This is a genomic window from Paenibacillus tritici, assembly GCF_018207515.1.
Lineage (GTDB): Bacteria > Bacillota > Bacilli > Paenibacillales > Paenibacillaceae > Paenibacillus_AQ > Paenibacillus_AQ tritici.
Map to the genome: position 1 here is coordinate 494,327 of NZ_CP073365.1, position 12,137 is coordinate 506,463.

Here is a 12,137-nt window from a genome sequence, read left to right on the forward strand (position 1 = left end):
TCCGGGCGCAGTTTGTCCATAAAAGATAAAGACATAGAAATGCCCCCTCTCCGCCGAAGTAAGCGGGGCAGGGGGCACTTTGGATTGTCCGTTAATGCATTCCTTCCAGCAGGATGTCACGCTCGTAGAAGCCGATGTCGTCCAGCATGATTTTGTCGTCTTCCCCTTGCAGGTAGAAGGTGATGTCAGTCAGCTTGTCAGGATCGAGCGCCGGCTCCTCCTCCAGAAACAGCTCGAAGGGCAGCTTGTAGGTCTGGAATACGGCTTCCGAGACGTTCCCGAATTTGCCGTCGCTGATCCGTTCTTCCAGCCATGGACTGATCGTAAATTCTGTCTGCGGCAACGGCAGAATATCCATCACCTCGTCCAGGGGAATTCTTGCGGCGGTATCATTGCTGTCGGTCAGCTCGACCTCCACCTCCGGGGAGAGGGCAGCCTCCGGCTGTTCCTCCGCATCCTCTTCCTCATAAGGGCCGGAATTATGATTCGCCAGGGAGAAGGTCAGCCCCTCGGCAGCAGCGGATTCCGCAAGCCTGCGGGTAATCGTATCGTTAAGCTTGATCTTGTAAGCCGATTCTGGTTCTTCCGGCGTCTGATCCGGGCTGCTGCTGCGTTCCAGCAGGATGCCGTATGAGGGCTTATTGTTCAATTCGCGGTCTTTGGCGGCCTCTTCGCTCCAGAGCAGGCCTTCCACTGTGGCGGTCCCGCCTTGGACCGTACCTCTCTTGCGGTCTTCCTCATAGTCCGCAACCGGGATATAGGCCCCGCTCTGGAAGCGGTTATAGTAGGCAGTATCCGGCAGCCACTGGGCCCCGCTGCGGTAATCGCGGAACAATTGCCGGTATTCGGCCTTGCCGTTCAGCGTAGTCTCCAGGAAGGCGGAGATATAGACCTTGGCGAGCTGCCGCTGCTGCTCCCCGTCCATGATTCCCGAACGCTTCAGGAAGAGGCCGGTCGGCAGCGTCTGATCATACAATCCCCAGTCCGTATTGAACTGGCTGTGATTGGCGTCGGCAATATAGAGCGAGCTTTTGAAGGCAGCGGTGTTCCCGGTGTAGGAGGAGCGCATATATTGCCGGTCTCCATAGAAGTCATGCACATCACCGTCACGGGCGCCCTGGAGCGTCAGGTAGTTCACATCAGTCAGTGTGGCCTGCTTGCTGTCGATCATTTTATCGGTAGGGGCCAGCGCAATAAGAGAAGTGATATGGAACTGCCGGGTGGCGGCAAGCACCGGATCACCCGGGAACCAGCGCGAAGCATCCGCAGCCATCGCTACAGCCTGACCGCCGCGGCTGTGGCCCAGCAGCGCCGTAGAGTCATAATCCACCTTCTGGTAGAAGGGGGTGCCGGGCTGCTCCGCGAAGCTGGCGATTTGCTGCAGATGCTGGAGAATCACCCAGGTCCGCAGCTTGAAGTCATTGTCCGGGATACCCGACCAGGCGGAATAATTCAGGAAGTTCTCGTCCAGTGTAACGGCAATGAAGCCCCGGCTGGCTAATAATTCGCCAAGATAGGCATAGCCGCCCTCGGAGTAATCCTCCATCATATGGTTGCCGTGCACCATAAGCACGAGCGGATAAGGCCCTTCACCGTCCGGCATCCACACCCGGGCATTCAGCGGGAGCGCAGTGGGGTCGAACCCCCAGAACAGGGTTCGCAGCGTCGGCCAGGAGCGGATGTACTCCGTAGCATCCACCGAAGCGGAGACTAAGGCGACATCCCGGCTATACGCCTTACGCTGCAGATCCTTGCCGCTCCCGTACGTGAAGCTGTGAAACGGATAGTCTCCCGGCCGGCCGGGATCGGCAGCGGCCAGAGGAAGAACCTGTGCGTCTGCTGCCAGGGTCCGGACCGGTGGTGAAGGAGCAGGGCGGCTCCCCGTCCCATATCCGTAGGCCAGTGCGAAGGGGGACAGGAGCAGAGCCGCTGCCAGAAGTCCGCCGGTAAGCGTTCTGCGGGTCCGCAGCAGCCCGGCGGCCAGCCCCGCTATTCCGCTGGTTAAGGCTGCGATGCAGGCGATGACTGCTGCGGCAGCCAGCTCCAGGTCGGCAAAATATAGAATGAGCAGTACAGCCCCAAGAGCGCTGAGCAAAGAGCCTGCGAACAGATGCGGAATGCGCAGTCCGGTTAAGGAGAGCAGCACGGCCAGCAGATTGCCGGCCAGCGCCATGACCAGGGTCCCGGCTCCGGCGGCCAGGATCACATCCGCTGCGCTCCCGAGTCCGGTAGGGATACCCATAACTGCTATAGTAAAAGCCAGAATACATAGCGTCCAAGGACCGCTGAGTGCAATCCTCCATAACGTTGTATCCAAACTGTACGTCTCCAGGATGCGTCTGCCTATTTCTTCAAATATACGCCTGTGGAGCCGCGGCCCCTGCGGCTGCGGCCCGGGAGCGTACTCCAAATCCATTCCCATGATGATTTCCTCCGGCCAAATATTTCTCGCAGAAACGAATGCCGTCCTTTAAGAGGACGGCGAAGCCGTTTCCACTTGTATGAATTCGCTCTATTAACGCTCTATTAAGATGTAGCAATAATAGTACTTTGGGACATCAATAACAAGTGGGTACTAGAGGAATGGCCGCCACTTCCTGCCGCGGGTCCAGCCGAAACCTGACTTCACTCCAAATTGAAAAAAACGTTTGACAGCACGCGAAGCGTTCAGTATTATATCTGTATAACCTACTAAATAGGTAGGAATAATCGAATAAGTTCTTACCGTACAGACGGAGGAACGCCCGCTTCAGGCTTGCAGATACGTGTCGATCAGACCGGTTTGACTTGCCGCAAGCGGGCTTCCTGCGTCTTTTTTTAACCAGATGAACATTATGGGGGAGTGGATTGTGATGACAAAAGGGATCAAGAAGGGGCTTCTCGCCGGGTTCACACTATTATTGACGGCAGGGCTTACGGCTTGCGGGAACAACAGCTCAGGTAACAATGCTGGTGCAGGGACAACGGCCCCGGCTGCAACAGAGGCGTCTGCGGATTCTTCGGCTGCGCCGGAGGCATCCAAGGCTCCATCCAAAGATCCGGTCGAGCTGCTGAATGTATCCTACGACCCAACACGCGAGCTGTACGAGAATTACAACAAGGCGTTCGCCGCCTATTGGGAGCAGGAGACCGGCCAGAAGGTTACGGTCAAACAATCGCATGGCGGATCGGGCAAGCAGAGCCGTGCCGTACTCGACGGACTGGAAGCAGATGTGGTTACGCTGGCGCTCGGGTATGACATTGATGCCCTTCAGGAGACCGGGCTGATCAGCGCGGACTGGCAGAGCAAATATGAACATAACAGCTCCCCGTATACGTCCACCATCGTCTTCCTTGTCCGCAAAGGCAACCCGAAGGGGATCAAGGATTGGCCGGATCTGCTGAAGGAGGGCGTGGAGGTCATTACCCCTAACCCTAAGACCTCCGGCGGTGCGCGCTGGAACTACCTGGCCGCCTGGGGTTATGCGCTTGACCAGAATAATAACGATGAAGCCAAAGCGCAGGAATTCGTGCAAAAGCTGTTCAAGAATGTACCTGTTCTGGACACCGGGGCGCGCGGCTCTACAACGACCTTCGTGGAACGCGGCATCGGCGATGTGCTGATCGCATGGGAGAATGAGGCCTATCTGTCGATCAAGGAGCTGGGCCCGGATAAATTCGAAATTGTGAATCCTTCCGAGAGCATTCTGGCAGAGCCGCCGGTAGCCGTGGTGGATAAGGTTGTCGACAAAAGAGGAACCCGTGAGGTAGCCGATGCCTATCTGAAGTATCTCTACACCGAGGAAGGCCAGAAGATTGCTGCCGAGAACTACTACCGCCCTACGCTGGAGAGCGTGAAGGAACAGTATAAGGATCAATTCCCGGAGATCAAGCTGTTCACACTGGCCGATAAATTCGGAACCTGGAAGGAAACCCAGGAGAAGCATTTCAATGACGGCGGAATCTTCGACAAAATCTACGTACCGGGCAGCTAACATTAAGATGCGGTATGGAGCCAGGCAGAACAGGTAAGCTGAATCTTGCAGGGCGGGGTCCCGTCAAGGTGCTGATCGGCCACACGCCGAAGGCAGGAAAGGATGAATGGGCAAATGAATGTCACTACTAAAGCTGCTGCTGTATCACGGCGCAGGCTTCTGCCGGGGTTCGGGATTACGATGGGGTTCAGCGTATTGTATCTGAGCCTTGTCGTGCTGCTGCCGCTGTCGGCGCTGCTCTTCAATTCGACGGGGCTGAGCTGGGCCAAATTCTGGGATGTGGCTACGGATGCCCGTGTGCTGGCCTCCTACCGTGTCAGCCTGAGTACGGCTGCTGCGGCTGCCCTGATCGACGCTGGCCTGGGACTGCTGCTGGCCTGGGTGCTGGTGCGTTATGAATTTCCCGGCAAAAGAATCTTCGACGCCCTGATCGACCTGCCGTTCGCGCTCCCGACAGCCGTTGCAGGCGTATCGCTGACCGCACTCTATTCGCAGAACGGCTGGATCGGCTCCCTGCTGGAGCCGCTTGGTCTCAAGGTAGCATTCACGCCGCTCGGCATCACGCTGGCGCTGATGTTCATCGGCATTCCCTTTGTCGTCCGCACAGTGCAGCCGGTGCTGGAGGATCTGGACAGGGACATGGAGGAGGCGGCCGCCACGCTGGGGGCAAGCCGCTGGCGGACCTTCCTGCGGATTGTCATGCCGGAGCTGTTCCCTCCGCTGCTTACGGGCTTCGCCTTAGCGTTCGCCCGGGGCATTGGCGAGTACGGCTCCGTCGTATTCATCTCCGGCAACATGCCGATGCGTACAGAAATCGCCCCGCTGCTGATCATGTCCAAGCTGGAGCAGTTCGATTACGCCGGAGCCACGGCGGTGGCGCTGTTGCTGCTGCTAATCTCCTTCCTGATGCTGCTGGTGATCAACAGCCTCCAGCACTGGGCGCGTAAGAGCTCGCGGTAACGGGGGAGAATGCTTCATAAAACTTAAGTGAATGCTTCCGAAGCGAGTTTTATTGCGATGTTTATCAAGGAGCATATGCTTCATAAAACTTTTAGGAGGAATAATAATGGCCGGTACGGTTCCCCTGCATGTCCCCGGGCCGCGAACGGGCGTGTCTTCGCCCGCGGCAACAGAGTCACGAGCCGTGAAATGGGTGCTCATCTCCCTGGCTGGACTTGTATTGCTCTGGCTGATCGCCCTGCCGCTGCTGATCGTGCTGGTGGAGTCGCTGAAGCGGGGGCTGGATGTCTACTGGGCTGCACTGACCGACCCGGATGCGGCCTCGGCGCTGAAGCTGACCCTGCTGGTCGCCGCGATTACGGTTCCGCTGAATACGATCTTCGGGGTAACGGCGGCGTGGGCTGTAACCAAGTTCCGTTTTCGCGGCAAGGGCTTTCTGATTACGCTGATCGACCTGCCTTTTGCCGTATCCCCGGTCATCGGCGGGCTGATCTTCATTCTGGTGTTCGGCTCGCATGGCTGGTTCGGTCCGTGGCTAAGCAGTCATGATATCAAGATTGTTTTTGCTTTGCCGGGTATTGTGCTGGCGACGCTGTTTATCACGTTCCCGTTTGTGGCTCGCGAGCTGATTCCGCTGATGGAGGAGCAAGGCACCCAGGAGGAGGAAGCGGCGATTACGCTAGGTGCGCGCGGCTGGCAGATCTTCTGGCGCGTGACGCTGCCTAATATCAAATGGGGCCTGCTGTACGGCATTATTCTCTGTAATGCACGGGCCATGGGCGAGTTCGGCGCAGTATCGGTGGTATCCGGGCATATCCGCGGGGAGACGAATACGCTGCCGCTTCATGTCGAGATTTTGTACAACGAATATCAATTCTCGGCATCCTTCGCCGTGGCATCCCTGCTGCTCCTGCTGGCGCTGGTAACGATGATTGTCAAGGGCCTGCTTGTACGCAAAAATGCTCATTGACAGCACTTGGGGTCCGTGCTAAGTTAATTCATAGTATACAAGGTGGTAATTACGGAATTTGGGTGGAGTTACTTCCCTAACCGGGAAAGGGAGGCTGGAGAATGGCTAAGCCGCTGAAGGTGGATGAGGTATGGCTTGCACGGATAACGGAACTTCTCGACGATATGGAATTCGGCTCATTGCACATCGTGGTGCACGAAGGCCAAATCGTACAGATGGAGCGCACGGAGCGCAGACGTTTCGGGAACAGCACAGCAAATGCACGTAATAGTGGAGAGACCGGAAGCCGGCGGACCGATACCCAGGCTGGGGGACGAGGATAATACGAATCAATGAAAAAGACCTTCGCTGGGAGAACCAACGGAAGGTCTTTTTTGTTGTTCTTGTTGTTCCGGGCGGTGCAGCAGCTTCAGCTTTAGTAGCGTGTACGCCGTGATCCGCTTAGTCCTTCTACGAGCAGGATGATCGCGGTAATGGCATGCATAATCCAGCCGACAAAAGGAATCAAAGCAACCACTGAGGTGACCACACCGACTGCATTCCCGATGATAGGTCCGCGTTCCTTCAGCAAAATGATGATGGCTACAGCATGTAGCAGAAAAGCTACTCCAAGCGGTACCCAGGCATTAGCAACCACAAAGCTTCCCCCGATGATCGGCAGCGCCAGAAAAGCCTCATAAGCGAAAGTTCCCCATTTAAACAATTTTCCTGTAGGAGACATAATGATCCCACCAACTTTCCAAGTAGTAGTGTTAAGTGTCTATCCACAGTTTACCCAAGGATGAGGATAAAGAATAACCTGCCGGTAGACAACTGGTGCAATTGCGCACGTTTCTGAGTTATTGTACGCCGGAGAAGGCGGGACGTTTCATTTTCGGCGGATATATAGATGCTTGTGCCGCCTTGCGGGGGAACCTTGGAGTCATATATATTGGTATCTGTATGGCGGAGGGGTCTGCATGAAGATCGCGGGAAGAGGGAGGATAACGAATGGACAAGCATGCACAGCCGGATATCCGGCAGGAGCTGCCTTCCGTACCGGTGATGCCCGCTTCGCAGGGGATGTTCCTGCGGCGTTAATTTTGTGTAATTATATAGAATGTACTTGGAAATCTACAGACAGTGGATAGGAAAGTGAGGCGGCGGAAGAATGGATATTGTAGTGTTTGGTGCATCGGGCAAGATTGGAAGTGCCATCGTAGAAGAAGCGTTAAAAAGAAAACATGAGGTGACTGCTGCAGTACGCAGGCCCGAAGCCTTCACCCTGGAGCATGAACGGCTGCGCGTTGTTGCGGCTGATCTTCTGGACCCGGCTTCGGTAACGGCGGCTGTGCGCGGGCATGAAGAGGTGATCAGTGCATTCGGCCCTGCGGCTGGGCACGAGAATGATCTGCTGACGGTGGCTGCTTCGCTGCTGGAGGGGATGCGCGGGGCGGGACTTGAGCGTCTGATCGTAGTCGGCGGAGCAGGCAGCCTGAAGACGGAATCGGGTGAGTGGCTGATGGACACCGCCGATTTCCCTGAGGCTTACCGTGCGCTCGCATCAGCTCATGCGAATGCCTATGAGATTTATAGAGGCTCCTCGCTGGATTATACGTATCTTAGTCCGCCTGCCGCTTTTGTCGCGGGGCGCCGTACCGGCCAGTTCCGTATCGGCCTTGACCGCCTTATTGTTGACGAAGACGGACGGAGCGGCATCAGCATTCAGGATTTCGCCGTGGCGGTTATCGACGAGCTGGAGGAAGGCAATTTCAGCAGAGCCCGTTTCACTGTGGGATACTGACAGGTGCGCCAGGGCCAGGTCCGAGGAGAGCATCATCCGAACTGCGGAAGTGGATTCATTAATAATCCAGCAATGGATGGGGCTGGGTTTGAAGTGTAGATTCGGGTGATAGTTGTACAACGTACAATTAAAAACAGTGAAAAAGACCGCTTGCAGCATATAACTGTAGTCGGTACAACTAAATCTGCCCGAATGGGTGAGAACGAAGGTGCAGACGGTATTTAAATGTACGAAATACAGCTAAACGGTTCATCGGTGGTATATCAGACGATTTAACTGTACAGAGTACAATTCAGCTTACCGCATGTACAGCGTCAGATTGGGCGCGATGAGGCGTGTAGGACTATATGAGTGAAGTCAATGGGCCGGATGTATGCGGCAAACCGTGCACATTATGCTGGCGAGAAGGTAAACGGGTTAATGTCTGCGGAAACAAACATGTCTTTCAAGGCACAACTCCAGCATGAAAATGAGCAGCGCGCCTAAAAACAGAACGTCGTCTGTTTATCTATTTAACAAATTTTAACGGAAACCCGAACACAATTGGACTGGGAGCGCCGCGTAGGCGAAATGTAATCGAAAACCGACCACAATTGGACTGGGTGCACCGCGTAGGCTGTGCGTTTATCGCAGGTTGTGCCAGAAGTATTTTCACAGAAAAACCAAACGCAATGTGCTGACATGAAGGTCATTAGGCTGAATGTATGCGAATAACCGAACACAATAGTAGGTGGTTCGATCTTACTGATTCAATTTATTCAATTTACCGTATAAAGTCTGTTGCTCTACTAGTAGAGCATCAGATTTAAAATAGTTAAAATATGGTGAATGTGATATAGTCGAGATAAAAAGAGGTGTCGACTATGAGAAACCGTGAATATACCGTTTGCTTAACCGCAAATCAGCAGAATGAATTAGTGGAGATTTGCTCAAAAGGAAAGGTGGCCGCACGATCTCTTCGGCGAGCCCAAATTCTGTTGTGGGCAGATGAGAATCGACTGGACGGAAAACTTACAGATGTAGAAATTGCCAAGCAGCTACACATCCATACGAACACCGTATATCTGGTGCGCAAGTCCTTTGCAGTGAACGGAATGCAGGCGGCGCTTGAACGAAAAAAGAGACTGACTCCGCCCAATCCTCCAAAAGTGACTGGCGAATTGGAGGCGAGAATCATCGCGCTCAGTTGCAGTACACCACCGGTGGGAAGAAGTCGGTGGACCCTTCGGCTGTTGGCAGATAAGACCGTAGAACTGGGGTACATTGACAGCATTTCGTACGACACGGTCGATCGGATTTTAAAAAAACGAACTCAAACCCCATCTTCGTAAATGTTGGTGTATCCCGCCAAAGCAGAATGCGGCGTTTGTGGCAGCCATGGAAGATGTGCTAGAGGTCTACCATTTGCCCTACAATAGAGAATGTCCTGTCATTTGCATGGATGAGAAACCCTTCCAACTGCTGGATGATAGGCGCAACCCCATTCCGATGAAACCAGCCAAGCCATTGCGAGAAGATTCCGAATACGTACGCCATGGAACCTGTAGTATCTTTATTTTCACAGAACCACTTGCAGGCTGGCGGCATGTCAGCGTTCGTCCACGACGTACCAAAATCGAATGGGCGGAGCAAGTTCGGGAACTTTTGGACGTTCATTACCCGAGCGCACCGACCCTTCGTTTGGTGATGGACAATTTAAACACACATTCCATTGCCTCGTTATATGAAGCTTTTGAACCCGAGACGGCGCTGCGTCTAGCCAAACGGCTCGAGATCCACTACACGCCTAAACATGGCAGCTGGCTAAACATTGCTGAAATTGAGCTGAGCGTCATGACAAGCCAATGTTTAGACAGACGGATTCCCTCTATGGAAGAGCTCTCCAGCGAACTAACCGAATGGGAATCGACTCGAAACGCTGTTCAAAAAGGAGTGGATTGGCAATTCACTACGGAAGATGCACGAGTCAAACTCAAAAGGTTATATCCACAGTTTAAAGACTGATGAGCTACTAGCATACTCGAAGCAATGATAAGGGAGGTTCAAGGCCAATGGATGTAGTGACAGCGGAGGAGATGCGCGCATTCGACCGTGACACGATCGGGCGGCTGGGGATTCCGGCCATCGCGCTGATGGAAAATGCCGGACGGGCCATTGCCGAGGAAGTCATCGCCCTGTGCCGCCGGCGCGGGGCTGGCGGCGTTGGCGGAGCGCGGAGGGACGGCGCAGAAGCTGCCGGGACGGCTGACGGTGGTGCGGCGGGATGGAGCGGAGTTGGCGCGGCTCATGGTGGTGCTGGCGGCGGAGCGCGGAGTGACGGCGCAAGAGCGGCCAGGACGGCTGACGGCGGTGTGGCGGAATGGAGCAGCGTTGGCGCGGCTCATGGTGAGGCTGGCGGCGGAGCGCGGAGTGACGGTGCAGGAGCTGCGGGCAGAGGCGCAGCTCCTGCACGCTTCTCGGTCAGCGCAGATGCTGCGCTGACGCTGGCCGCTGCCGGCGGAGAGCACTGGCTCGTCCTCGCCGGCAAAGGCAACAACGGCGGCGACGGACTCGCCGCCGCCAGGCACCTGCGTGAGGCCGGCATCGCCGTCACGCTGGTGTACGCGGCCGCGCCGGAGTCGCTGGCCGGCGAAGCCGCCCTGCAGCGCGATGCCGCTGCAGCCATGGGCATTCCTGCCGTAGTCTACGGCAGGGACGCCCTGGACCTTGCCGCAGGCAGCGGCATCGTGGATGCGCTGCTCGGCACAGGCAGCGCGGGAGCCCCGCGCGGTGCCTATGCGGAGCTGATTGCCGCTGCGAACGCCAGCGGCAGACCCATCGTGTCCGCAGACATCCCCAGCGGGCTGGACGCGGACACAGGGGAGACGCATGAGCCCTGCATTCATGCAGCGGTGACCGTCTGCCTCGCGTTCCTCAAGCGCGGGCTGGTGCAGTATCCCGGCGCGGCGGCTGCCGGGCGGGTCGTGGTCCGCTCCATCGGCATTCCCGCTGCCCTGGCCCGTGAGAGCGGCGTCCGGGTCAGCCTGCTGACGCCGGAGGTGCTGGCGACACGCCTGCGGGTTGACCTGTCGCGCCACCGTTCGCCCGAGGGCCACAAGGGCACCTACGGGCATGTCCTGCTTGCCGCAGGAAGCCTGCGCATGAGCGGCGCAGGCCTGTTGTCCGCCCGCGCTGCGCTCCGCGCAGGCTGCGGCCTGGTGACCTGGGCGCTGCCGGAGAAGCTGCTGCCTTATATGATCGGCTCCGCACCGGAGGTGATGCTGGCCCCGGTCACGGGCGGCGACGGGGAGTGGAATGCCGGTACGGCCGCTGAAGTGCTGCGCCTTAGTGCCAGCCGCGATTGTATTGCCCTGGGTCCGGGGCTTGGCCGGTTTGAAGGAGATACGGAGTGGCTCCGCAGACTTTGGGAGGAGACGGACTCGGCCATGGTAATAGATGCGGATGCACTGAATATACTGGCGGATGCTGAATACAGAACCTGGAGCCGCCGCCATCCGGTAATCCTGACCCCTCATCCGGGGGAGATGGCCCGTCTGGCGGGGGTCTCTACCGCAGAGGTGCAGCGGGACCGGATTGGACTGGCGCTCTCCTATGCTGTTCAGCAGGGTGTGATTCTGGTGCTCAAAGGAGCCCATACCGTGATCGCAACGCCCGAAGGACAGGCTTATATCAATATCACAGGGCACCCCGGTATGGGTACCGGAGGTGCAGGTGATGTACTGACCGGAATCATCTCCGGTCTGCTGGCTCAGGGTCTGGAAGCTGTCCAGGCGGCAGCGTTCGGCGTCTATCTGCACGGGCTGGCCGGAGAACGGGCCGCCGGGAAGCGGGATAACCCGGCGGCCCTGATCGCCGGGGATATTATTGAGGCATTGTAATTATTGAAGCCGGTACTGTTGTCCGGCATTGTCTGGGGCGGTCTCTGGCGCAGCGGTGCCGTTTCTGCCGGAGACACGCTAGCCTGGCGGCGGAACGGATTCAGAATATGATCAGGCAGAGCAGCGGAATGAACAAGGCGAAGAAGGGAAGCAGGAGTGGATAGCGTTCACCGGCAATCTGGGCCAGCCGGAATAACAGCAGCACTACGAGTCCCGTAAGGCCGGAGACCAGGGCATCGCCGCCCTGCTCCGAGGCGAGCCAGAGGCCGGCGCCATAACCGGCTACAGCATACAGAGCCAAGGCCGGACTGAGTGAAGTGGAGCGTAACAGGCGGAGCAGCGCATCGGCAACGATCGCCGCCGGTAAGCCATAGGCGTAAATGGCATAAGGCACCGATACCGGCCATCCAGCCGGAATTCCGTCCTCGTAACCATGGAACAGCATGAACAGGGATACCAGAATAAAGGTCAATCCGGCGGCGGACAGTTTGGTCAAGGCGTACATGCCTGCAGTCAGGCGGACAGAGGGCAGATCATAATCCTTGTAGGGGGTCATCGCTTAACATCCTTTC

General features: G+C 56.7%; 10 protein-coding genes. 7 read left to right on the forward strand and 3 right to left on the reverse strand.

The annotated features are described in order from the left end of the window. Positions 1 to 91: 91 nt before the first annotated feature. Complete coding sequence (locus KDC22_RS02230; protein ID WP_211721939.1) at positions 92 to 2,422, reverse strand: alpha/beta hydrolase; 2,331 nt, start codon at positions 2,420 to 2,422, stop codon at positions 92 to 94. A gap of 430 nt (positions 2,423 to 2,852) precedes the next feature. Between KDC22_RS02230 and KDC22_RS02235 the strand changes: the two genes are divergently transcribed. The 4 genes from KDC22_RS02235 (at position 2,853) to KDC22_RS02250 (ending at position 6,227) form a co-directional block, all read left to right on the forward strand. Beyond that, positions 2,853 to 3,974: a sulfate ABC transporter substrate-binding protein gene (locus KDC22_RS02235; RefSeq protein WP_211721940.1), complete on the forward strand. Its 1,122-nt coding sequence runs from the start codon at positions 2,853 to 2,855 to the stop codon at positions 3,972 to 3,974. A gap of 114 nt (positions 3,975 to 4,088) precedes the next feature. Next, positions 4,089 to 4,934, forward strand: a complete 846-nt coding sequence (cysT, locus tag KDC22_RS02240; RefSeq protein WP_173134871.1) for a sulfate ABC transporter permease subunit CysT — start codon at positions 4,089 to 4,091, stop codon at positions 4,932 to 4,934. 106 nt (positions 4,935 to 5,040) lie between these two features. After that, entirely contained in the window at positions 5,041 to 5,904 is an 864-nt protein-coding gene (gene cysW, locus KDC22_RS02245) for a sulfate ABC transporter permease subunit CysW (protein ID WP_211721941.1), read from the forward strand. A gap of 101 nt (positions 5,905 to 6,005) precedes the next feature. Further along, positions 6,006 to 6,227, forward strand: coding sequence for a YezD family protein (locus KDC22_RS02250; RefSeq protein WP_173134866.1), 222 nt, complete (start codon positions 6,006 to 6,008; stop codon positions 6,225 to 6,227). Positions 6,228 to 6,319: 92 nt separating this feature from the next. Here the strand turns inward: KDC22_RS02250 and KDC22_RS02255 are convergent, their stop codons facing one another. Beyond that, positions 6,320 to 6,625, reverse strand: coding sequence for a hypothetical protein (locus KDC22_RS02255; protein WP_173134863.1), 306 nt, complete (start codon positions 6,623 to 6,625; stop codon positions 6,320 to 6,322). Positions 6,626 to 7,054: 429 nt separating this feature from the next. On the opposite strand from KDC22_RS02255, the gene KDC22_RS02260 reads away from it, so the two are divergent. The 3 genes from KDC22_RS02260 to KDC22_RS02270 all read left to right on the forward strand — a co-directional run bounded on the left by KDC22_RS02260 (position 7,055) and on the right by KDC22_RS02270 (position 11,565). Next, positions 7,055 to 7,687, forward strand: a complete 633-nt coding sequence (locus KDC22_RS02260) for an NAD(P)-dependent oxidoreductase (protein WP_173134860.1) — start codon at positions 7,055 to 7,057, stop codon at positions 7,685 to 7,687. A gap of 863 nt (positions 7,688 to 8,550) precedes the next feature. Further along, a protein-coding gene (locus KDC22_RS02265) for an IS630 family transposase (protein ID WP_211720575.1) occupies positions 8,551 to 9,691 on the forward strand; the annotation gives its coding sequence in 2 pieces (ribosomal slippage) (positions 8,551 to 8,990 and positions 8,989 to 9,691; 1,143 coding nt in all). A gap of 47 nt (positions 9,692 to 9,738) precedes the next feature. Further along, a complete protein-coding gene (locus KDC22_RS02270) occupies positions 9,739 to 11,565 on the forward strand; it encodes an NAD(P)H-hydrate dehydratase (RefSeq protein ID WP_211721942.1) in 1,827 nt (608 codons plus the stop codon). Positions 11,566 to 11,665: 100 nt separating this feature from the next. Here KDC22_RS02270 and KDC22_RS02275 read toward each other — a convergent pair whose 3' ends face one another. Then, positions 11,666 to 12,121: a hypothetical protein gene (locus KDC22_RS02275; protein WP_173134854.1), complete on the reverse strand. Its 456-nt coding sequence runs from the start codon at positions 12,119 to 12,121 to the stop codon at positions 11,666 to 11,668. Between the last annotated feature and the right edge of the window lie 16 nt (positions 12,122 to 12,137).

Coding starts and splice junctions, on each gene's coding strand:
- KDC22_RS02275 (WP_173134854.1), bottom strand. CDS start 12,121: ATGACCCCCTACAAGGATTATGATCTGCCCTCTGTCCGCCTGACTGCA.
- KDC22_RS02235 (WP_211721940.1), top strand. CDS start 2,853: ATGACAAAAGGGATCAAGAAGGGGCTTCTCGCCGGGTTCACACTATTA.
- KDC22_RS02260 (WP_173134860.1), top strand. CDS start 7,055: ATGGATATTGTAGTGTTTGGTGCATCGGGCAAGATTGGAAGTGCCATC.
- cysT (WP_173134871.1), top strand. CDS start 4,089: ATGAATGTCACTACTAAAGCTGCTGCTGTATCACGGCGCAGGCTTCTG.
- cysW (WP_211721941.1), top strand. CDS start 5,041: ATGGCCGGTACGGTTCCCCTGCATGTCCCCGGGCCGCGAACGGGCGTG.
- KDC22_RS02270 (WP_211721942.1), top strand. CDS start 9,739: ATGGATGTAGTGACAGCGGAGGAGATGCGCGCATTCGACCGTGACACG.
- KDC22_RS02255 (WP_173134863.1), bottom strand. CDS start 6,625: ATGTCTCCTACAGGAAAATTGTTTAAATGGGGAACTTTCGCTTATGAG.
- KDC22_RS02230 (WP_211721939.1), bottom strand. CDS start 2,422: ATGGGAATGGATTTGGAGTACGCTCCCGGGCCGCAGCCGCAGGGGCCG.
- KDC22_RS02250 (WP_173134866.1), top strand. CDS start 6,006: ATGGCTAAGCCGCTGAAGGTGGATGAGGTATGGCTTGCACGGATAACG.